Annotated in this window: 20 protein-coding genes, 1 tRNA gene and 1 rRNA gene; 17 read left to right on the top strand and 5 right to left on the bottom strand. The window is 37.8% G+C overall.

Annotated elements, in window-relative coordinates:
• The 7 genes from rrf to tsaD form a co-directional block, all read left to right on the top strand.
• A 5S ribosomal RNA gene (gene rrf, locus ACQKII_RS18980) occupies window positions 1-94 on the top strand; the annotation flags it as partial.
• Window positions 95-278: 184 nt separating this feature from the next.
• A tRNA-Asp gene (locus ACQKII_RS18975) sits at window positions 279-351 on the top strand.
• Window positions 352-624: 273 nt separating this feature from the next.
• Complete coding sequence (locus ACQKII_RS18970) at window positions 625-966, top strand: hypothetical protein (protein WP_427461908.1); 342 nt, start codon at window positions 625-627, stop codon at window positions 964-966.
• A 115-nt stretch (window positions 967-1081) separates the two neighbouring features.
• Window positions 1082-1531, top strand: a complete 450-nt coding sequence (tsaE, locus tag ACQKII_RS18965; protein WP_427461917.1) for a tRNA (adenosine(37)-N6)-threonylcarbamoyltransferase complex ATPase subunit type 1 TsaE — start codon at window positions 1082-1084, stop codon at window positions 1529-1531.
• Window positions 1528-2238 carry a tRNA (adenosine(37)-N6)-threonylcarbamoyltransferase complex dimerization subunit type 1 TsaB gene (gene tsaB / locus ACQKII_RS18960; RefSeq protein WP_427461906.1) on the top strand — a complete coding sequence of 237 codons (711 nt, stop codon included), beginning with the start codon at window positions 1528-1530 and terminating at the stop codon, window positions 2236-2238. Before tsaE ends, tsaB begins: the two co-directional genes overlap by 4 nt.
• On the top strand, window positions 2228-2680 hold the full coding sequence (rimI, locus tag ACQKII_RS18955) for a ribosomal protein S18-alanine N-acetyltransferase (RefSeq protein ID WP_427461904.1): 453 nt from the start codon (window positions 2228-2230) through the stop codon (window positions 2678-2680). The genes tsaB and rimI overlap by 11 nt, the downstream gene beginning before the upstream one ends.
• Window positions 2680-3699, top strand: a complete 1020-nt coding sequence (tsaD, locus tag ACQKII_RS18950; protein WP_427461902.1) for a tRNA (adenosine(37)-N6)-threonylcarbamoyltransferase complex transferase subunit TsaD — start codon at window positions 2680-2682, stop codon at window positions 3697-3699. Before rimI ends, tsaD begins: the two co-directional genes overlap by 1 nt.
• 477 nt (window positions 3700-4176) lie before the next feature.
• Here tsaD and ACQKII_RS18945 read toward each other — a convergent pair whose 3' ends face one another.
• Window positions 4177-6120 carry an ATP-binding cassette domain-containing protein gene (locus ACQKII_RS18945; protein ID WP_427461915.1) on the bottom strand — a complete coding sequence of 648 codons (1944 nt, stop codon included), beginning with the start codon at window positions 6118-6120 and terminating at the stop codon, window positions 4177-4179.
• Between the two features lie 247 nt (window positions 6121-6367).
• On the opposite strand from ACQKII_RS18945, the gene ACQKII_RS18940 reads away from it, so the two are divergent.
• The 3 genes from ACQKII_RS18940 to tatC all read left to right on the top strand — a co-directional run bounded on the left by ACQKII_RS18940 (window position 6368) and on the right by tatC (window position 8177).
• A complete protein-coding gene (locus tag ACQKII_RS18940) occupies window positions 6368-7003 on the top strand; it encodes a redox-sensing transcriptional repressor Rex (RefSeq protein ID WP_427461900.1) in 636 nt (211 codons plus the stop codon).
• A 152-nt stretch (window positions 7004-7155) separates the two neighbouring features.
• Window positions 7156-7341, top strand: coding sequence for a twin-arginine translocase TatA/TatE family subunit (locus ACQKII_RS18935; RefSeq protein ID WP_268807934.1), 186 nt, complete (start codon window positions 7156-7158; stop codon window positions 7339-7341).
• Between the two features lie 17 nt (window positions 7342-7358).
• A complete protein-coding gene (gene tatC, locus ACQKII_RS18930) occupies window positions 7359-8177 on the top strand; it encodes a twin-arginine translocase subunit TatC (protein ID WP_427461898.1) in 819 nt (272 codons plus the stop codon).
• A 124-nt stretch (window positions 8178-8301) separates the two neighbouring features.
• On the opposite strand, the gene ACQKII_RS18925 is transcribed toward tatC, so the two are convergent.
• On the bottom strand, window positions 8302-9066 hold the full coding sequence (locus ACQKII_RS18925) for a CPBP family intramembrane glutamic endopeptidase (RefSeq protein ID WP_427461896.1): 765 nt from the start codon (window positions 9064-9066) through the stop codon (window positions 8302-8304).
• Between the two features lie 172 nt (window positions 9067-9238).
• Here ACQKII_RS18925 and groES point away from each other — a divergent pair, with 172 nt between their 5' ends.
• From groES to ACQKII_RS18890, 7 genes are all read left to right on the top strand, one after another.
• Window positions 9239-9523 carry a co-chaperone GroES gene (gene groES / locus ACQKII_RS18920; RefSeq protein ID WP_427461894.1) on the top strand — a complete coding sequence of 95 codons (285 nt, stop codon included), beginning with the start codon at window positions 9239-9241 and terminating at the stop codon, window positions 9521-9523.
• Between the two features lie 57 nt (window positions 9524-9580).
• The gene (groL, locus tag ACQKII_RS18915) at window positions 9581-11221 is read left to right on the top strand and encodes a chaperonin GroEL (RefSeq protein ID WP_427461892.1); all 1641 of its coding nucleotides are present in this window, start codon (window positions 9581-9583) and stop codon (window positions 11219-11221) included.
• A gap of 475 nt (window positions 11222-11696) precedes the next feature.
• Window positions 11697-12179, top strand: a complete 483-nt coding sequence (locus ACQKII_RS18910; RefSeq protein WP_427461890.1) for a DUF2975 domain-containing protein — start codon at window positions 11697-11699, stop codon at window positions 12177-12179.
• Between the two features lie 10 nt (window positions 12180-12189).
• Entirely contained in the window at window positions 12190-12411 is a 222-nt protein-coding gene (locus ACQKII_RS18905) for a helix-turn-helix domain-containing protein (RefSeq protein WP_427461888.1), read from the top strand.
• Window positions 12412-12731: 320 nt separating this feature from the next.
• Window positions 12732-13781, top strand: a complete 1050-nt coding sequence (locus tag ACQKII_RS18900; protein WP_427461913.1) for a FecCD family ABC transporter permease — start codon at window positions 12732-12734, stop codon at window positions 13779-13781.
• 3 nt (window positions 13782-13784) lie between these two features.
• Window positions 13785-14546 carry an ABC transporter ATP-binding protein gene (locus ACQKII_RS18895; RefSeq protein WP_143997080.1) on the top strand — a complete coding sequence of 254 codons (762 nt, stop codon included), beginning with the start codon at window positions 13785-13787 and terminating at the stop codon, window positions 14544-14546.
• Window positions 14547-14556: 10 nt separating this feature from the next.
• Window positions 14557-15567 (top strand): ABC transporter substrate-binding protein, encoded by a 1011-nt coding sequence (locus ACQKII_RS18890; protein WP_427461885.1) that lies wholly within the window; start codon window positions 14557-14559, stop codon window positions 15565-15567.
• Between the two features lie 251 nt (window positions 15568-15818).
• Here ACQKII_RS18890 and ACQKII_RS18885 read toward each other — a convergent pair whose 3' ends face one another.
• From ACQKII_RS18885 to ACQKII_RS18875, 3 genes are all read right to left on the bottom strand, one after another.
• Window positions 15819-16496, bottom strand: a complete 678-nt coding sequence (locus ACQKII_RS18885; protein ID WP_427461884.1) for a 4'-phosphopantetheinyl transferase family protein — start codon at window positions 16494-16496, stop codon at window positions 15819-15821.
• Entirely contained in the window at window positions 16496-19669 is a 3174-nt protein-coding gene (locus ACQKII_RS18880; RefSeq protein WP_427461882.1) for an amino acid adenylation domain-containing protein, read from the bottom strand. Before ACQKII_RS18880 ends, ACQKII_RS18885 begins: the two co-directional genes overlap by 1 nt.
• 68 nt (window positions 19670-19737) lie before the next feature.
• Window positions 19738-21489, bottom strand: coding sequence for a methyl-accepting chemotaxis protein (locus ACQKII_RS18875; RefSeq protein WP_427461880.1), 1752 nt, complete (start codon window positions 21487-21489; stop codon window positions 19738-19740).
• Window positions 21490-21587 lie beyond the last annotated feature (98 nt).

Below are 21587 nucleotides of genomic sequence, written 5' to 3'. Positions count from 1 at the left end.
TCACACCCGTTCCCATACCGAACACGGAAGTTAAGCTCTTTAGCGCCGATGGTAGTTGGGGGCTTCCCCCTGTGAGAGTAGGACGTCGCTAGGCATCCAAAACAGTCAGCTGATTGCTGGCTGTTTTTTTATGTTCTTTAATAGATAGTTGGATTTTTTAGAGTTGGTACTAATCTATAAATAAAATTACAGAATTTTTTACTATATTTTATTGTAAATATGAAAAAAATCATTGTGTAGTAAACGTATTTATGTTATATTTATTAATGTCTTAAAGAGGTCCCGTGGTGTAGCGGTTAACATGCCTGCCTGTCACGCAGGAGATCGCCGGTTCGATCCCGGTCGGGACCGTTATTTATTGATTATACTGCTCTTATGATATGAAAATATCATAAGGGCTTTTTTATTTTTATTGGAATAATAAGAGTTATTTTCCATGGATATACAATGTAAGAGGAGAACATGCACACGAGTATTATAGGAACGAAATGGTATATGATTACATATGTATAGTGAGACAAATAGAATTTATCCATATAAGCAAAGAAAAATTTAAGAAGTTTCTCAAGTGATGGTGATGGGTACTAATTTAGTAATAGGTAGAATGTGTACAGGAGGGATAGTATGCGATATTACTATTTCTGGAGAATGATATATGCAGGCATATTCATAGGGTCATTAGCTATTATAGGAGGCTGTGTAGATCGAATTATTGAAATAGAAGAGTCTAATACGTATCACTGGCAAAGAAATATGAATCAAGCCGAATTTGAACAATTAAAAAAGGGTATGACATATTTAGAAGTCGTTGAAATTGTAGGAGGCGCTGGTGAAAAGACAAAGAATAATCATTACCGTTGGGATGATGAAATTCTCCTGACGCAAGCCTATATTGTTCAGTTTAAGGATGATAAATTGATAAGTAAAGAGGTTATGATAGTGAAGGGTCATTCAACAAGAGAGTAGACACGTCTTCGAAAAGATGGCGTGTTTATTTTTTTGAAAATTACTGGATGCTTTGAACATTTGCGTTTGTTTCGGTAAACTAGAAGTAATGTAGCTAGGAGAGGACAAAAAGATGATGTTTGAAATAATAATGAATTCACTTGAGGATACGGAAAATTTTGCACTAAAGCTCGCGGACTTACTAGAAGCACAGGATACGATTACGTTAGAGGGTGATCTTGGTGCTGGTAAGACTACATTTACAAAGGCACTGGCAAAAGGGCTAGGTGTGACGAGAACAGTTAATAGTCCAACATTTACAATTATCAAACAGTATGAGGGGCGTTTATCTTTTAATCATTTAGATGTGTATCGTCTGGCAGAAAGTGATGAAGACCTTGGATGGGACGAGTTATTTTATGGAGATGCTGTGTCAGTAGTCGAGTGGGCCCATTTAATTGAGCAGGATTTACCGCGGGAACGTTTAGGGATTGAGATTTACCGAATTGGGGAACATGAACGTCGATTCGTGTTAACGCCTCAAGGAGAGCGATATGAGGCATTATGTGAGGAGCTAATAATATGATTTGGTTAGGAATTGAAACGGCGAATGCACCACTTTCTGTTGCTGTTGTAAAGGATGGTAAGGTGGTGGCAGAGGTTGTTCAAAATATTAAATTAACGCATTCTGCAGGTGCGATGCCTGCAATTGAAAATATTCTTGCGAATGCAGGGGTAAAACCCAATGAATTAGATGCCATTGCTGTATCAGAGGGACCTGGTTCTTATACGGGTGTACGCATTGGTGTAACGCTTGCTAAAACATTGGCATGGACGCTACATAAACCATTAGTAGGTATATCTAGCTTAAAGGTATTAGCAGCAAATGCTACACTCTATGATGGACTAATTTGTCCTATCTTTGATGCGCGTCGTGACAATGTCTACACAGCTGTTTATAAAGGAGCTGAACTTGATGTGGTTGTAGAGGATTATCACGATCATATTGATGGACTGTTAAACCGTTTGAAGGCTTTTGAGTCGCCAGTATTATTTATTGGAGCTGATGTCCATGCTTTTTGGGATAAAATCATAGAGGTATTGGGAGATTATGCCCTTCGTGCTCCATTTAGTAATGAATTACCTCGTGCGAGTGAGGTTATACGTTTAGCAAGTATGAGGGAGTTGCCGAGCGTAGAGGAAATACATCATTTTATACCGCAATACAAACGTATTACTGAGGCTGAGGCAAATTGGTTAAAGGGACAAAAGGAGAAGGCTCATGAGCAGTGATATAACATATCGTAAAATGGTGTCTGAAGATGTACCAGAAGTATTTGCAATTGAGCATGCATCGTTTCCAATACCCTGGACGCTTGATTCTTTTTACTATGAAATGCATGAAAATCAATATGCCTATTATGTGTTGGCAGTGGATGAAAGCAATAATATTATAGGTTTCTGTGGTATGTGGATGGTCATAGATGCTGCGCAAATTACGAATGTGGCAGTTACAGAGAATGCTCGTGGTCGAGGAATAGGTGAAGGCTTAATGCGAGAGGCGATACGCATTGCACGTGAACATGGAATGGATATAATGAGTCTAGAAGTGCGTGAGAGTAATACTGTGGCACAAAACCTTTATCGTAAGCTCGCGTTTCAAGATGGCGGCATACGTAAAGGTTATTATACAGATAACGGGGAGGATGCCCTTGTCATGTGGGTGAATTTATAATGGATAATCGAGTTATTTTAGCAATTGAATCAAGTTGTGATGAGACAGCAGCAGCCATTATTCGTAATGGTTCAGAGATTATTTCGAATGTTGTCGCGTCACAAATCGACAGTCATAAACGATTTGGTGGGGTTGTACCAGAAATTGCATCCCGTCACCATGTAGAGCAAATTACCGTTGTCATTGAAGAGGCACTAGCGAAGGCAAATATGAAACCAGCTGATTTAGATGCAGTTGCGGTAACAGAGGGTCCAGGTCTTGTAGGAGCACTGTTAATCGGTATAAATGCGGCGAAGGCTTTTGCGTTTGCAAACAATTTGCCTATTTTAGGCGTACATCATATTGCAGGACATATTTATGCAAATGCACTGGTACAACCAATGGAGTTTCCACTTCTAGCTCTTGTGGTATCAGGAGGACATACGGAACTTGTCTATATGAAAGAGCACGGCTCATTTGAAGTAATTGGAGAAACACGGGATGATGCAGCAGGTGAAGCTTACGATAAAGTGGCGCGCGTATTAGGCTTACCATACCCTGGAGGCCCACGTATTGATCAGTTAGCCCATGAAGGAAAGGAAGCAGTTGTTTTCCCTCGTGTATGGCTGGAGGGAGATTCATATGATTTTAGCTTTAGTGGCTTAAAATCGGCAGTTATTAACTATAAGCATAATATGGATCAGCGAGGAGAAGAGATTTCCTCAACGGCTGTTGCAAAAGGCTTTCAAGAAAGTGTAGTGGAAGTGTTAACAGCAAAAACATTGCGTGCAGCTCGTCAGTATAATGTTAAGCAAGTCATTGCAGCGGGCGGTGTAGCAGCGAATAAAGGCTTACGTACATCACTCGAGGTGACTTTTGCTGATGAAGGCATCCCATTCTATGTGCCACCATTGAAATTATGCACAGACAACGCTGCAATGATTGGAGCTGCAGCAACACCGATGTTTGAAGCTGGTAAACGTAGTAATTTGACGATGAACGGTCGCCCGGGAATGGAGTTGAAATCTTGGGTCGAATAGTAAAGTTAGTGACTTAAGGATGACTTATGTCCTAAAAAGGTATCTCAGAAACATTCTGGGATACCTTGTTTTACTTTTTTGAAAAAATAATTAAGTTAAAATAATGAAAGTAAAGGGAGTAAATCCGTTCTTATAATAGCAAGATGTTAATTGACAAATTTTTCAGAAAATTATCCGCAGGTATTGTGAAAAAAACTGCGAACATTCGTACTTATGCACAATTTGTTGATAACTTGTGCATAACTTGTGATTATTCTATATATAGTAGCGTGTTTTTCACAAAAACATGTGGATTAAATAATTTGAAATTGTGGACAATGTGGAAAAGTCTGTTGATATGTTGATATTACTAGATTTATAGTGTGTATAAAACTGTGGGCAGTTTTTGTCGAAAAATAGCACTTGACCAATATATATGAATAAATAGGGCAAGTAAAGAAAAAAACCATGTGACAAGGTACATGGTTTTACGAAGTGTTATGCAATAATATTTTCCAGTTCTTCATTTAGCTCTAGCCACTCCATTTCGAATAGCTCATGTTGCTCTTTAGCGGTAGCTAATTCACTTTGCAATTGCGAAATTTTTTCATGATCTGTGAAAATCTCAGGATTACAAAGCGCTTCTTCTAAACGAGCAATTTCTGTATCTATTTCCTGCATTCTCCCCTCTAAATCTTCGATGGCGCGCCGAATTTGGCGCTCGCGTTTTTTTACTTCTTTGTCTATTTTAGAGGTAGATACCTTTTCTGGAGCTTCTGCATGGATTTGAGGTTGAGCAGCAGCTTTCATTTGTGCAATTTCCAAAAGTTCTTGTTTTTTCTCAAGGTAATAATCATAGTCACCTAAATACTCAAATGAACCATCACCTGACAGCTCGACTACTTTCGTAGCAATTCGATTGATGAAGTAGCGGTCGTGAGATACGAATAATAGTGTTCCAGGATAATCAATCAGCGCATTTTCCAGTACTTCTTTACTGTCTAAGTCTAAGTGGTTGGTCGGCTCATCGAGAATAAGGAAGTTGGCTTTTTGCATCATCAATTTAGCTAATGCAAGTCGGGCCTTCTCGCCACCAGATAGAGAAGTAACGGTTTTATCAACATCTTCTCCACTAAATAGGAAGCGACCAAGTACTGTACGAATATCCTTTTCGTTCATTAATGGCCATTCATCCCACAGTTCTTTTAATACACTTTTATTACTCGAAAGTTTCGCTTGTTCTTGATCATAATAGCTAATCTGTACATTTGTACCGTAACGAATTTCCCCTGTAAGTGCTGGCAAATCCTTCACAATGGTTTTTAATAAAGTTGATTTGCCTACGCCATTTGGACCTACGAGTGCAATACGATCTTCACGGAATGTACGCAATTTAATACCGCTTGAAATTTGCTTATTACCATAACCAACAGTTAACGCATCAATAGACAACACATCATTTCCGCTTTGGCGTTCAATCGTAAAGCCGAAGTTAGCAGATTTTTCATCGCCATCAGGGGAGTCCATCCATTCTGTGCGCTCAAGCATTTTACGACGACTTTGAGCCATTTTTGTCGTAGATGCACGGGCTATATTTTTTTGGATAAAGTCCTCAAGTTTGGCCTTCTCATCTTGTTGGCGTTCAAACATCTTCGTGTCACGCTCATAGTTCTTCGCTTTTTCGTCTAAATAGGCACTATAGTTTCCAGGATATTTCGTCACACGGTGACGAGAGACTTCATAGACAATGGAAACAACTTGGTCTAAGAAATAACGGTCATGAGAAACAATTAAAATTGCACCTTCATAGCCTTTTAAATATGTCTCTAGCCAGGAGAGAGTTTCGATATCTAAATGGTTAGTTGGCTCATCGAGAATTAATAAGTCGGGCTTGCTTAGAAGGAGCTTAGCAAGTGCTAGACGTGTACGCTGTCCCCCGGATAGTGAGCTTATAGCCTTTTCATAGTCATCAGGATAAAACTGCATACCGTGTAGTACAGAACGAGTATCTGATTCATACTGATAGCCGCCTGCATCCTTAAAATCGTGCTGTAATTGGTCATACTCAGACATTATTTTTGCATATATATCGGCATTTTCATAAACAGCTGGATCAGCCATTTGTTGTTCAAGGGAACGTAAAGTCTTTTCTTGTGCATGTAGCGCTTCGAAAATTGTCATCATTTCGTCCCAAATCGATAATGTAGAATTTAGCCCAGCATGTTGTTCTAAATATCCTATTTGTACACCCTTCGGAATAATGATATCACCAGAGTCATACGACATTTGGCCAGCAATTATTTTTAGTAAAGTGGATTTGCCAGCGCCGTTGCGTCCTACTAATGCTACGCGATCACGGTGTTGAACTTCTAGTTTTACACCACTTAAAATTTCATCTGCAATGAAGGATTTATATAGTTGATTGACTTGTAATACAATCATTCTTGACACCTCAATTCCTTCTTAGTGTAAAGGATGGGAGATTTGCTTGCAATGTCAGTGCTTTACTTATTCCGAGCTGTCATGTAAGATTGAAACGATTTCCCTTTAGTTGGTGGCGTATTAGACGCCACTAACTAAAGGGAAATCCTCCAGTGGATGTCAAAAATTTTAATCGTATAAGCATGTTTCAAAATTAGTATTCAAATCCGCTGAGGCGAATTTGATGTGTTTATAAGGAGGAAAAAGTTTGAAACAAGAAGTGAAAATTCCACAAGCTACGACCAAAAGACTTCCTCTTTACTATCGATTTATCCAAAACTTTGCACAAGAAGGAATGGAACGTATTTCGTCGAAGGAACTGAGTGAAGCAATGAAAATTGACTCTGCAACTATTCGCCGTGACTTTTCTTATTTCGGAGCGCTAGGCAAAAAAGGATATGGCTATGATGTGCAACATCTATTAACGTTTTTTAGCCAAACACTCGATCAGCATGAAACAACAAAAGTAGCGTTAATTGGTGTAGGGAATCTAGGTAATGCGTTATTAAAGTATAATTTCCAAAAAAATCATAATACACACATTGTGGTTGCATTTGATTCAAAGGCACCTAAAGAAGGCAAAATGACAAGTAATATTCCTGTTTATCATCCTGATTTATTAGAGGAAAAGTATGCGGAATATGGTGCGGAACTGGCTATTTTAACGGTATCTCCTCGCTCTGCGCAGAAAACGGCAGACCGATTAGCAGCAATGAATGCAAAGGGCATATTAAATTTTACGCCAGAGCGTATTACAGTACCTGAGAAGATGCAACTCTTAACAATTGATTTGTCTGTAGAATTGCAGGCATTAATTTATTTAATACGTAATCAGGAAGATTAGGGATTACATAGAGGATTGGAATTTTTGTCAAATCACGGTGCTAGATATTTAACGTTTAGAAGATATCTAGACGAAAAACTTTCACATATAATTAGTTAGCAAAATGACGAAATATGCGTTAAAATGATGGATATAAAGAGGAGGTGGCTTGAGTGGGTGGTATTGGTCCAATGAGCCTCATTATTATCGGTGTTGTTGCTTTATTAATTTTTGGTCCTAAGAAGTTGCCGGAGCTAGGTAAAGCATTCGGTTCGACTCTTCGCGAATTCAAAAATGCAACTAAAGGATTAGCAGACGATGAAGATGATGACAAGAAAAAGAAAGAATTAGATAAGTAAGTTAGGATGTTTGAGGAATGAATCCAAAAGATCTAACTGTCATTCAACATATAGAAGAATTAAGAAAACGGCTTTTCATTGTTGCCGTTTTCTTTGTGCTAGCGATGATTGGAAGCTTCTTTGTTGCAAAACCACTTGTAAAGTATATTCAGGATACAGGTAAGTCTTATAATTTAGAACTCCATGCATTTGATGTGACGACACCACTTGCGATTTATTTTCAAGTGATTTTTTTACTTGCATTTATTCTCTCTTCACCAGTGTTAATGTATCAATTATGGGCATTTATTAGCCCAGGACTTCGTGAGGTAGAGCGAAAAGCAACACTTAGTTATATACCGTATTCGTTTATTTTGTTTATTGCCGGAGTATCTTTTTCGTATTTTTTACTATTCCCTTATGTCATGAAGTTTATGATGAATTTATCTGGGGAACTTGAAATTACTCAGGTAATAGGCGTACATGAATACTTCTCGTTTTTATTTAAACTCACAATACCTTTTGGTTTTCTGTTCCAACTACCCATTGTGGTATTGTTCTTTTCACGTATTGGGATATTAAGTCCTAATTTACTAATACGTATTCGAAAGTATTCATATTTTGCATTATTTGTTTGTGCTGCTTTGATAGCACCGCCTGAATTAGGATCGCATTTAATGGTTTCAGTACCGTTGTTTATGCTTTATGAAGTTAGTATCATGATTTCACGTGTTGGCTATAAGAAATACTTAAAATCAGAAGAAATTCGTTTGAAGGAAGAGCAAGAGGCTGAGCAAAAGCGTCAGGTTGAAGAGGCCCTTGAGCAACAGCGTCGTCAAATTGAAGAATTAAAATAATATTTAACTATAGGAAGCCCGATGCATTATAAAATGCACGGGCTTTTTGTTATGTTAGAAACTATAAACGTTCTGCTATAAAAAACCGCTCTGGTGTCACTATACCCAGAGCGGTCAAAAAAATTTATTGCATTTTTTCTAGTTCTTCAAGAAACTTTTGCAGTGGTTTTGCATAGAATTGTATGAGTGTCACAAATCCATTTAACATTATATGTGCGATGATTGATGTCCATATTCGTTTTGTTTTGTGATATAAAAAAGCAAAGATTAAACCGCAAATTGTATAGAGTAAGATATGTGAAAAATCGAAGTGAATTAGTGCAAAAAAGATCGCACTCACGATGGCGGCTACCCAGAAGTTTGTAGTCTGGACAAGCGAACCAAAAATAACACGACGGAAGACGAATTCTTCCAAAATAGGACCAAATACAACAATGGCTAGAATAGCAATTGGGGCACCTTTGGCAATAGCTACAATGTCAGCCGTGTTTTGTGAGCCGCCTTCAATACCAAAGATGGCCATTTCAATAGCTGCACCGATCATTTGTCCGAAAAATACAAGGAAGAAACCGATGATTCCCCACATGATTGTTAGTGGGATTGTTTCCTTTTTACCTTGATAGACATCCCAAAATGATTTGTCACGAGATGTTAAGATTAAACTTAGAATCAAAGCAATGGCAAAGCTAAGCGCGATATACCAACCTTGTGTTATAGGGGCTGCTTGTTCAGCGGGTAAACCCGTCGTACTCATCAGAACTTTGTGGAACGGCAAAATTAGCCATTTGCCTGACAACTGCATGATAATGTAAATGATTAAAACGTAGAGAGCTGTTTTTTTATGGTTAATACCTTTTAGAGAATTATTCACAGACAAAATCCTTTCCATTCATATGCTTCTTTTCTATTGTAGAGGAATATGGAAAGAAAACAAAATTTTTCGAAGTTCTGGCTTGCAAAAAAAGAAGTGATTGATTATCATAATAAATGTGTTAGCACTCATTGATATAGAGTGCTAATAAACTAACAACAAATATTTTATTAATAGGAGGTTGTTTCACTTGTTAAGACCACTAGGAGATCGTATTGTAATCGAACTAATCGAGGTAGAAGAAAAATCTGCATTTGGGATTGTACTACCAGATTCTGCAAAAGAAAAGCCGCAAGAAGGTAAAGTAGTAGCAGTTGGGACAGGTCGTGTTTTAGAAAACGGACAACGTGTAGAGCTTGACGTTAAAGTTGACGACCACATTATATTCTCTAAATATTCAGGTACAGAAGTTAAATTTGAAGGCAATGAATATTTAATTTTACGTGAAGGCGATGTTCTTGCAATTATTCAATAATATTAAAATATATTAATTAAGCTTAACGAATATTCCATTTCAGGAGGGTAAATTCAAATGGCAAAAGATATTAAATTCTCAGAAGAAGCTCGTTCATTAATGCTTCAAGGTGTAGATAAATTAGCTAACACAGTGAAAGTGACATTAGGGCCAAAAGGTCGTAACGTTGTTTTAGAAAAAAAATTCGGTTCACCACTTATTACAAATGATGGTGTAACTATCGCAAAAGAAATAGAGCTTGAAAATGCATATGAAAACATGGGTGCAAAATTAGTAGCAGAAGTTGCTTCTAAAACAAATGAAATCGCAGGGGACGGTACAACAACTGCAACAGTTCTTGCACAAGCAATCATCCGTGAAGGTTTGAAAAACGTAACGGCTGGTGCAAACCCAGTAGGTATCCGTAAAGGAATCGACAAAGCGGTAGCAGCAGCTCTAACTGAATTACATGCCATTTCTCGTCCAGTAAGTAACAAAGAAGAAATCGCACAAGTCGCGGCTATTTCTGCTGCTGACGAAGAAGTTGGTGAATTAATTGCAGAAGCTATGGAGCGCGTTGGTAACGACGGCGTTATCACAATCGAAGAGTCAAAAGGCTTCACAACTGAGCTTGATGTTGTAGAAGGTATGCAATTCGACCGCGGTTATGCATCTCACTATATGGTAACAGACACAGATAAAATGGAAGCGGTACTAGAAAACCCTTATATTTTAATTACAGATAAAAAGATTACGAACATTCAAGAAGTTCTACCATTATTAGAGCAAGTGGTACAACAAGGTCGTCCACTGTTAATTATCGCTGAAGATGTTGAAGGTGAAGCTCTTGCCACACTTGTTGTGAACAAACTACGTGGTACATTCAACGCTGTAGCGGTTAAAGCGCCTGGATTCGGTGATCGTCGTAAAGCAATGCTTGAGGACATCGCAATTCTTACAGGTGGTCAAGTAATCACTGAAGAATTAGGATTAGATCTAAAATCTGCCGATATTACTTCACTTGGTCGCGCAGCAAAAGTTGTTGTCACAAAAGACAATACAACAATCGTAGAAGGCGTTGGCGGTGCAGATGCAGTTGAAGGTCGTATTGGCCAAATTCGTGCGCAACTTGCTGACACAACTTCAGAATTTGATAAAGAAAAATTACAAGAACGTCTTGCAAAACTTGCTGGCGGGGTAGCAGTCATTAAAGTGGGTGCTGCAACAGAAACAGAATTAAAAGAACGTAAACTCCGCATTGAAGATGCTCTTAACTCAACTCGTGCAGCAGTTGAAGAAGGTATTGTTTCAGGTGGTGGTACGGCACTTCTTAACGTATATGCAGCAGTTGAAAAAGTGGCTGACGTAGTAGATGGAGACGTAGCGACAGGCGTTAAAATCGTCCTTCGCGCATTAGAAGAACCAGTTCGCCAAATTGCCAACAATGCAGGTCTTGAAGGTTCAATCATCGTGGATCGCCTAAAACGCGAAGAAATCGGTGTAGGCTTCAATGCTGCAACAGGCGAATGGGTAAACATGATGGAAGCAGGCGTAGTAGACCCAGCGAAAGTAACTCGCTCAGCACTACAAAACGCAGCATCTGTCGCAGCTCTATTCCTAACAACGGAAGCGGTAGTTGCAGACATTCCAGAACCAGCTGGTGCAGGCATGGGTATGCCTGACATGGGCGGTATGGGTGGTATGGGCGGCATGATGTAATAAGCCGCTTCAACCCTTGATATGACTGGGTTTTATGTAAGGCGAAAGTGTGATGTTAACATTTTGCTAACATTAATGATTTTAACGGAGGCTTCTCATAAGTTCACTGAACTTTTGGGAAGCTTCTTTTTTCATTTCTTTTTGAACAATACTAAAATCGATTAATAATGATCGAATTACATACATTTTATCTTCATTGATACTATATTGAGGTTTGTTCATCAGTAATTAGTAGGTGTAGCAATATGCTGACCTTCCATGTGTATAAACATCGGCAGTATTCATAGAAATTTGCAATTTGGCCAATGCCTCAGGGCAATAGCAATAAACAAAGTTATAAAGAAGAGGTACAAAGTTATTTTCAAAGCGTTCACTGTAAAGAGGTATTAATTCATAAAAATCAATAAAAATTTATTGAAATTCGATAAATGTTGTATTAAAATCAAATTAACAATAAATAAGTGAGGTGCTTTTTATGAAAAGAGGTTCAACACTCTTTTTAAAGATCGCTGTTATTTTTAGTGGAATTCCTGTACTTGCTTTGTGCATATTTTTAGTACCTGAAATAGCAAATTATGCAGCAGAACTGTATCCAGATCATGCATATATCAAATATCTTGTTTTCATCGACTTGTATGCAACGGCTATACCTTTTTACTATGCTTTGTATCAGGCTATTAAAATTTTAAGCTATATCGATAAGAATAAAGCGTTCTCGGAATTATCTGTTAAATCTTTAAAGATTATTAAATACTGTGCATTTATCATCAGTGGGTTGTATGTGGTAGGCATGCCACTCTTCTATCTCATAGCGGAAATGGACGACGCCCCAGGCCTCATATTAATTGGAATGGTCTTTATTTTTGCTTCTATGGCAATTGGAGTGTTTGCTTGGGTTCTTCAAAAGCTTTTAAAAGAGGCGATCGATATAAAATCAGAAAACGATTTAACAGTCTGAGGTGGGGGATATGACAATTATTATTAATATTGATGTGATGTTAGCAAAACGAAAAATGAGCGTAACGGAGCTTTCAGAGAGGGTTGGGATTACGATGGCGAACCTTTCCATTCTGAAAAACGGGAAAGCAAAAGCGGTTCGTTTTTCAACATTAGAAGCGATATGTAAGGCTTTGGATTGTCAGCCAGGTGATATTTTGGAGTACAAAAGTAATGAAGACACGCAAGAATAATAAAGTAGGAAGAAGCGTTAATGCAAAAGGGATTAACGCTTTTTTTATGGAGCTTATTATACGAACGAGGCAGGTTAGGTGAAAATGAATTAGTATGTAAAAGCCCCCATGAGTTTTCCTGAACTCATGAGGGCTTTTACTTTTCTGTTGTTGAGGTTAATGAAGCTACAATTTCGCAAATTATTCTTAAATAAAATTTCTTATTGTATTTCATATAATTATAAATTACAATACTAATGATAATGATAATCGTTATCATTTATGTTAGTATTGTAGATAGAGGTGAAATCTTGAATAAACAAGAAATAAACAGAATAGGGATGGGCAACATTTATTATGTGATTATTGTTCTTTTAATAGCCTTAATACTGTTATCCGCTGTTTTTTCTGTATCGATAGGACAAGTGAATATACCGTTCAAGCAATCTATGGACATATTATTGCATGCTATAACAAATGGATGGCTTGGATCACTAGATAATGTCCAAAATGAATCTTACTTGAATATTATTTTACAGGTGAGGATGCCTCGCGTTATTTTGGCGTTGTTGATAGGCATCGGGCTTTCATTGTGTGGAACTGTTATGCAAGCAGTTGTACAAAATCCGCTAGCTGACCCCTATATACTTGGCATTTCGTCAGGTGCTTCTTTAGGTGCAACATTTGCCATTTTAGTTGGATTTGGAAGTAGTGCGTTTTTGGCTCAATTTGGTGTAGCGTTCGGTGCCTTTGTTGGTGCCATGTTTACATCAATGGCAGTACTGATTTTATCGAGTATAGGCGGTAAAGCGACATCGGTAAAACTCGTTCTTTCAGGGGTTGTCATTGGTGCATTATGTAGTTCTTTCTCAAGTCTAATTATCTTTTTTGCTAATGATGCCGAAGGAATTAAAACCGTTACATTTTGGTCTATGGGAAGCTTGGCCTCCGCAAGTTGGGAGAAGACGCCTATCATGGCAGTAGTAATTTTACTTGGTTGTGGACTGTTCCTGTTCCAGCATCGCGTATTAAATACGATGCTACTAGGTGATGAGTCAGCTATTACGCTTGGTATTAATTTAAGTGTCTATCGTAAATTTTATATGATTATCACTGCGCTTATTACAGGGACAATGGTTGCATACGCAGGAATGATTGGTTTTGTAGGTTTGATTATCCCTCATATCACAAGGGGGATTTTTGGGGCGGATCATAAACAATTAATGCCGGGTACTTTACTTTTAGGTGGTCTATTCATGATTTGGGCAGACATCTTGTCAAGAACATTAATACATAATGTGGAATTGCCTATTGGAATCATTACTTCAGTTATTGGATCACCATTATTTATCTACATGATTGTGAAAAAAGGCTACAACTTCGGAGGGTAGAAAATGGAATTGACTGCAAAGGACATGGAAATAAGGATTGGGAAGAAAGATATTGTTAAAAATGTTTCAATCCTCGTAAAAAAACAACAATTTGTTGGCCTTATTGGACCGAATGGATGTGGCAAATCAACGCTATTAAAAAGTATTTATAAAAGCTTGGTTCCTCAAAAGGGGATGGTTTTTTTAGATGATTTGGATGTATTAAAGACTTCAGAGAAAAAGATTTCTCAGCGCTTGGGTGTAGTAGGACAGTTTAATGAAATGAACTTCGATTTGACCGTACAGCAAATGGTTATGTTGGGCAGGACACCCCATAAAAAAATGCTAGAGTCAGATAAACAAGAAGATTTTGAGATTGTGGAGGAAGCTTTAACAACAACCAATTTACTTGATTACAAAAATCGTGGTTTTTTATCGTTGTCTGGTGGAGAAAAGCAAAGGGTTATTCTTGCGAGAACCATTGCGCAGCAACCGAAATTCATGATTTTAGATGAACCAACGAACCACCTAGATATTCGCTATCAGATTGAAATTTTATCATGTGTAAAAGGTCTGAACATTGGCGTACTAGCCGCACTTCATGATTTAGAAATGGCAGCGCATTACTGCGATTATCTTTATGCGATAAAAGATGGAGAGGTCTATGCTCACGGTACACCTGAAGAAGTTTTAACATCAGATACAATTCAAGCATTGTATCAAATAAAATGCCAAACATATACGAATCCTGTTACAAATGGATTAAGTTTTGCATATGGAATATAGGAGGATTACAGTGAAAAAGAATTTATTACTTGGAATAGGTTTAGCAGCCATATTAACATTGACGGCTTGTGGAGGGACAACTAAAAGTACCTCAAAGGTATCAGAAACGCAAGATCATTACCCATTGACGATTCAAAGCTTTACGAAAGCTGAAGGTGGGACAACATGGGATAAGAAAGATCAAGTGTTTGATAAAGCACCTGAAAGAATAATGGCTAATACTCGTCCAGCGGCAGAACTATTATTGCATCTAGGCTTAGGCGATAAAATTGTAGGGGTAGGGGCAAACTTCGGAGAACCCGATAAATCAGTAGAAGAAGCATATTCAAAATTAAATATACTAAGTGACGAGTATGTTGGAAAAGAAGTAACTTTAGGAACTAACCCAGACTTAGTATTTGGACGAGGCGGTTTATTTGATAATGCAGACTGGGGTGTAGGTACAGTAGATACACTCAATGATATGAACATTAAAACGTATGTACTTGAGTCATCTGTTACAGGCGGAACGTATGATTCTATTTATAAAGATATTGAAAACATTGGTGAAATTTTTAGTGTTCAAGATAAAGCAGATAACTTTATAAAAGAGTTAAAAGACAGACAAACAGCGATTACTTCAAAATTAGAAAGTATTAAAGACCACAAAACTTTTGCTTATCTGCATACAAACGATCCAAAAGAGCTTTTTGTATATCCTGCACACGATGAAACATTCTTCAATGACGCTTTTAAAATGATAAAGTTAGATAATATATTTGAGGATGAGTTAGGCGATGTAAGTGTTGAAACGCTTATTGAGTCAGATCCAGATGTCTTAATCATACCAAACTGGGATGGCTCTGACCTTGAAAAAGTACGTGAAGCGATCTATGCGAATCCAAAGTTATCAAGCATGAAGGCAATTAAAAATAAACAAATTTATATAGTTGATTACAATTATTTGTTTGGTTATGGTTATAACACGATCGATGGGATGGAACTTTTAGCTAAAGAAATGTATCCAGATTTGTTTAAATAGATTTAGTGAAATAGAAAGCAGTAGAAAATAAAAAGGACTTGCCAAGAGGGTGCTAAACCTTGTTGGCAAGTCCGATTTTTTTGATTAAAGCTCCTAGAGGTTCACATTATTCTGTATGAAGTCATGTTGAAGGAGCTTCTACAAAAGTGATTAGAACATGGAAGTCGGATACATCAGTTGGACACGAAAAGAAGCCCCTTTGCAGTTTATCAGTTGCACAAGGGGCATTGATTCCAAATAAGTCGATCGTATTAAACAAGCTCATTCCTGGTCAATGTTGTTTGTTTAACAGGGGACTGTTCGCGATCCCAACAAATTGTAAGAGGATGTTGTTGGTCAACATATAACGATTGTGTATAAATGTCCTTACGCTTGCTTTTTAATTCAACTATATCCAATGACATTGGCGTTGCGTTTGGAAATAGTCCAGTTTTATAGATGGCTTCCTTCATTGTCCAAAGTTCATAAAATAACTTAGAGCGATCAATTTTAGAATATTGATTAATCCTATTTATTTCTCCCTCTGACATGGCATAGGCCATTACATCTTCATTTAAACATTCTATCTTTTCAACATCAACCCCAACATGACCTTGGTGGGTTAGCGCAGCGACAATCCATTCGCCAGAGTGTGAAAGATTAAAATCGCCTTGCCAACTAGCTTGGTTGGCAAGATAGGGGCGACCGATCGCATTGCGAGCAATTATTGCATGTTGTATATCTGCAAATTCACGAATCATCCATCTAACTAGAACGGTTCCTAGTAATGCCCGTTGCCTATCCTGCCAATGCTTGTACCTTAATATTCTAAGTCGATCCTCATGGGGAAGCTTAAATAAGAATGCTTCAGATTCCCATTGTAATAATTGCCGGCCAATAGGGAGCGTGAATAAGTGTACGCCACTTTTCATCGTACCTAATCTCGACATCATTTGACTCCTACAGGTAGTGGCTCCGGAAAATAGCCCATTTGGATGCCATAATTAATCATTGTTCGGATAAAGGTTGAATTTGGCTCTGCACAAGTGACGCCCGTATTCATTAAAAATTTCTGTGTTTTATTGGTATTAAATATAAATGGTGAGTCGCTTGCTCCATCACCATCAAGCTGAGCAATAGCCAATGATAAATATTCCTGCAATGCTTGTGGATGATCCCCGTTTAATAACCAATGTTTATACTCATCTGCGGCTATCATTTCTAACGTATAGCCAAGTCCCTTCAGATCCTCTATAAAATCGAGGTATGTTAGGGGGACAGGGTTACACAGGTGGAATGTATGTCCATTCGATTTGGGCTGGCAAGCAAGTGCAACAAGCGCTTGGCTAGCGTAATTTATCGGTGTAAAATCAACATGCCAGTTAGCTTCCGGCGTTTTCCCTAAACAAAGCATAGATTTAATCATTCGATAAAAAGCATTACCATCCATATTGCGTTGGAACTTACCTGTTTCAGAATGACAAGTTAAATTTCCTACACGGTAAATAGAAACTGGAATCCCATCTTTCACAGCATTTCTAACAAGTTTCTCTGCCTCTAACTTACTTTGGTTATAGACATTTTCAAGGGTTACATCATAGTCAAAATCTCCATGAACTTGATTGTGTTCCCATTGGCTTGCAGCGAGCTCCTCTGGAATCCCAATTGTTGAGACATGATGGAAATGAACACCAACTTTGCGTTTCGCAAGCTCAAGTAAGTACCTAGTTCCCTCAATATTGACATCGTGAAAATGTGCAGCCGCGCCAAAATGTCTTACATCTGCACCACAATGTATAATTGCATCGATTTTTTCAGTAAGTGTATGTTCATCTTCAGTTGATAAATTGAGTGCCGGTTTACCTAAATCACCTTGAATGACTGTTACGCGCTTATTAAGCTTAGCAACGATTGCTTCATCGAAATAAAATCGCACACTCTCCTTCAATTTTTCTTCTAGTGTTACATGTGAATTTTCTCTAATCAGACAATATATATGGGCGTTTGATTTAACCAATAGCTCGTATAATACATGACTTCCTAAGTAGCCTGTGGCACCTGTCAATAAAACAGTACTTATTGGCAATGGTTTCTTGGTTACAGTGACTGGCAGCGCACTAGGCTCCATCAAATCCTTCAGGACAAAGTCAGCGGCTTGATCAGTTGTATTATTTTCTTCAGGTTGATGGTTACTCATATAGTTGTCTAATTCTGCAATGGTTTGATACTGGAAGAAATCTTGTATTTTTAAAAATGGCGCATGTTTTTTTACTTGAACAAGAATTTCAAGTATTTTTAGTGAATGTCCACCAATATGAAAGAAATTATTATGAATCCCGACACGCTCAATACCAAGTACTTGCTCCCAAGCATGCGCTAACATTTGTTGTATGGCATTTTTAGGAGCATCATAGTGACTTGCTAAAGGTGTTGCAACATCCATCTCAGCTAATATTTTACGATCGATTTTACCAGTAGGGGATAGTGGCATTTCTAGGACTTCAATTAAGCGCTCGGGTAACATATATTCAGGTAGATTACTTGCCAAATACTCCCGGATTTCGGCCTGTTCTACAGATATACCACCGGATACAGTGTAGTAAGCGAATAAGCTATTATTACCATCTGCCATTTTCTTCGCGAGAATTACTGCTTCTTGAATGCTAGGCTGATTGGCCAATACAGCTTCAATTTCCCCAATTTCAATTCGAAATCCTCTTACTTTGACTTGCGAATCTTTGCGACCTACAAATTCAATGACACCGCTCGGCAATAAGCGCACTAAGTCACCTGTTCGATACATTAACTTTCCTGGCTCATCTGAAAATAAATGGGGGACAAATGCTTCGGCAGTTTTTTCAGGCTGATTTAAATAACCAGCGGCTAAACCGGTACCTGCGATATATAATTCTCCAGGTTCATTGATAGGACAAAGTTGACCCTCCTTATTGACAATATACATTTCATAATTTGCAATCGGTTTGCCGATAGGGATACTTGATTGGCCGTCCGTCACTTCATCTTTCACTTTGTAATAAGAAGACAAAACAGTACATTCTGTTGGGCCATACACATTAATAATCTCCGTATTTGTCCCGAATTTTTCTTGCCATTTTTGTAATACGGCAGACATCAGTGCTTCTCCACCGACTGACAAATATTTAAGTGATGACAATGCATCTTTTTGCTCTATAGGCAAATACGTAGCAAGTTGAGTAAAGAAAGCATTTGGTATAGTGGCCGCCGTAACTCTTTCTCGCTTAATCATATCTGCAAATGCCTCAATCGATACCCGTTCTATACTTGTTAACATATGTAATCTAGCACCAGAGAAGAAAGCCGTAAACGTTTCCGTTATAGATGGATCAAAACTATAGGAGATAAATTGAGAAAAGACATCTTGCTCTGTAGCATGATAAATTCTTTGATTATCCGTTATTAAATTGATAACAGAGTAATGTCTGAGCATCGTACCTTTAGGCTTGCCCGTAGATCCTGAGGTATATATGATATAGGCTAAATCAGCAGGATTTAAATCGATGTTGATATTCTCTGTTGAAAATGTTTCTTCCATTTGATTCAGTGTAAAAACTGTGCGAGAGTGAAAATCGCTATGTAGTAAATCATCAAGTAATTGAGTATGTTCAACTTTGGTTAGTATAAATGGAGCACCTGTATCGTTCAATAGATAATGACAACGTTCTTGCGGATAGCTTGGATCAATGGGCACATATACGCCACCAGCCTTCAAAGTACCGAGCAGGCTGACCACAGTTTCCTTGCATCGCTCCATCACAATCGCTACATAATCGCCTTTTTGTAGCCCATTAGCTACCAGCATATGTGCAATTTGATTGGAGCGCTCATTTAGCTGACGATAAGTCATCGTGCCACCATCAAACGACAATGCAATTTTATTTGCAAACAGTGCAGCTGATTGATAAAAAATTTCTGGTATTGTTTTATCTTTTTCATAAGAGGCTTCTGTGTGATTTAACGCAAGATATAAGTTCTTTTCCTCATTCGTTAACAGTTGCGTACGATTGGCAGGTAGCAACTGTTGGTCATAAATTTTTGTTTTAAGAATGGGTGTAACTAAATCAAGTCCTCGTTTTAAATTCAATCCTGACAACTCCTATTTTGTAAAAAAAGTATTCAATGGAAAAGTCATTCCCATTGAATACTTTTTCATTATGATTTCACTATAAATGTATTAACAACACTTAATAGTTCAGTAGATAGCTCCGTTAATACTTGTGCCTCGTCTGAAACTTTGTGCACAGTATTTAGCTGAGAAACAGAAGCTTCAGCTACCGCTCGTGTATTATCTCTAGAATGTCCCGAAAACTTCTCCATATCCTGAACAGATGAAGTTACTTCTTCCATACCTGCAGCCATTTCTTCAATTGTTGCCGATAGTTCTTGAATCTGACCTGAAACCTGATGAATCGAAGTTAAAATTTGACCAAAAGACTTCTCAGAATCGTTAATCATCAACAAACCATTATCTACTTCCTCCACAGCATGTATCATCACATTAACAGATTCATTTGTATCATTTTGGATATGAGATATAAGCGTGGAGATTTCTCTCGCTGATGCCTCTGATTGCTCAGCAAGTTTGCGTACTTCATCTGCTACCACCGCAAAACCACTTCCAGCTTCTCCCGCTCGAGCCGCTTCAATGGCAGCATTCAGCGCCAGTAGATTCGTTTGAGATGCAATGCCTGTAATGATACCGACGATTTCCTCAATTTTACCTGAATGGGCACCTAACATTTTTACTGATGCTGCCGATTGATTTACCGCGTTACTGATTGCATTCATCTGTGCAACAGATTTGTTGGTTGAATCATTTCCTTTTTCAGCTTCCTCTGATGCAAGAATAGAGGATTCAGCTATCTGATTTGATGTCATTGCAATACGTTGAATGCCAATACTCATTTCCTCAATCGTGATTGAACTTTCTTGCGCTTTTTGAACTTGTAAATCCGCGCCGCCAGCAATTTCCTGCATGGATGAAGCAACATTATTATAAGAGTCTGTTGCTACTTGCATATGTGTAGATAAAACATGTGCTGAATTTGAGACACGTGACGAAACATTCGTTGCACTCTGAATAACTGTTCTCAAATTTTCTATCATCAGATTAAAATTATTTGTCAGCAAGCCGATTTCATCATTTGAATTAACAGGCAAAGCTTCCAGTTCCAAATTTCCTTCAGCCACTTTTTTCGATTGCTGTGAAAGTTGTTGAATGGGTGTTAGTTTCCTTTTTAATAGCGAATAAACTACGATTGAAGAACCTATTAAGAAAATAACGGTAACTAATAGTGTCCATAATGCTTCTGACATCGCTTTAGCGGTTACCATAGATACATCATAGTCAATTGCATAAGCGGCTAGGATAGAGCCATTCTCATCCAATATAGGTGTTAATCCTGTTTTATAGCTTCCGAACTTATCGCTATATATATCGGTTGCAGTTGCCTTTTCTGTTTCAAATACCTCTTTAATTCTTGTAAGAAAATCTGTGGATAGACCCATTTCAATCATGTCTTGATTATATTCTGCACCCGAATCTAGAATGCTCGATGAAAGAACGGGAGCATTTATATTTTCACCATCTACTGTAATGAGAAATAAGTTTGTGATAATGTCAGAAGCATCATTGATTTTATCCATTTCCTTTGTCAAAAGAAGGGCATCTGCATTATCAGCGCTAGGTTGCTCCAATATAGAATTTAAAGTATCAAGATCTATTGTTTGAGATAAAATCATCCCTTTATCAAAGAGGGATTGATCCATATCTTTTAAATTGCTATTTTTTACAATATAATACGAAAGTCCCATAGTGACTAATCCGAATAACAGTAAGATACTTACCATTATAACTGTCAATTTCTTACTGATTGACATTTGCTTTTTCTTGCTTTTTTTCATACTCTCTCTCTTCCTCCTAAAATTACATATAAGACATATTTCTAGTGAAAAATGGACAACCGATGATGTAACAGCAAAATGTAAATGAAATAAATACT

It is taken from the genome of Lysinibacillus sp. NPDC048646 (assembly GCF_050272295.1).
GTDB lineage: Bacteria > Bacillota > Bacilli > Bacillales_A > Planococcaceae > Lysinibacillus.
Note: the sequence above shows the minus strand (reverse complement) of the source record. Positions and strands in the feature narration are given on the sequence as shown.

What these genes read in the sequence shown, in the direction of transcription:
- ACQKII_RS18970 (WP_427461908.1), top strand. Translation starts at nt 625, where the DNA reads ATGCGATATTACTATTTCTGGAGAATGATATATGCAGGCATATTCATA.
- tsaE (WP_427461917.1), top strand. Translation starts at nt 1,082, where the DNA reads ATGTTTGAAATAATAATGAATTCACTTGAGGATACGGAAAATTTTGCA.
- tsaB (WP_427461906.1), top strand. Translation starts at nt 1,528, where the DNA reads ATGATTTGGTTAGGAATTGAAACGGCGAATGCACCACTTTCTGTTGCT.
- rimI (WP_427461904.1), top strand. Translation starts at nt 2,228, where the DNA reads ATGAGCAGTGATATAACATATCGTAAAATGGTGTCTGAAGATGTACCA.
- tsaD (WP_427461902.1), top strand. Translation starts at nt 2,680, where the DNA reads ATGGATAATCGAGTTATTTTAGCAATTGAATCAAGTTGTGATGAGACA.
- ACQKII_RS18945 (WP_427461915.1), bottom strand. Translation starts at nt 6,120, where the DNA reads ATGATTGTATTACAAGTCAATCAACTATATAAATCCTTCATTGCAGAT.
- tatC (WP_427461898.1), top strand. Translation starts at nt 7,359, where the DNA reads ATGAATCCAAAAGATCTAACTGTCATTCAACATATAGAAGAATTAAGA.
- ACQKII_RS18925 (WP_427461896.1), bottom strand. Translation starts at nt 9,066, where the DNA reads ATGGAAAGGATTTTGTCTGTGAATAATTCTCTAAAAGGTATTAACCAT.
- groL (WP_427461892.1), top strand. Translation starts at nt 9,581, where the DNA reads ATGGCAAAAGATATTAAATTCTCAGAAGAAGCTCGTTCATTAATGCTT.
- ACQKII_RS18910 (WP_427461890.1), top strand. Translation starts at nt 11,697, where the DNA reads ATGAAAAGAGGTTCAACACTCTTTTTAAAGATCGCTGTTATTTTTAGT.
- ACQKII_RS18905 (WP_427461888.1), top strand. Translation starts at nt 12,190, where the DNA reads ATGACAATTATTATTAATATTGATGTGATGTTAGCAAAACGAAAAATG.
- ACQKII_RS18900 (WP_427461913.1), top strand. Translation starts at nt 12,732, where the DNA reads ATGGGCAACATTTATTATGTGATTATTGTTCTTTTAATAGCCTTAATA.
- ACQKII_RS18895 (WP_143997080.1), top strand. Translation starts at nt 13,785, where the DNA reads ATGGAATTGACTGCAAAGGACATGGAAATAAGGATTGGGAAGAAAGAT.
- ACQKII_RS18885 (WP_427461884.1), bottom strand. Translation starts at nt 16,496, where the DNA reads ATGTCGAGATTAGGTACGATGAAAAGTGGCGTACACTTATTCACGCTC.
- ACQKII_RS18875 (WP_427461880.1), bottom strand. Translation starts at nt 21,489, where the DNA reads ATGAAAAAAAGCAAGAAAAAGCAAATGTCAATCAGTAAGAAATTGACA.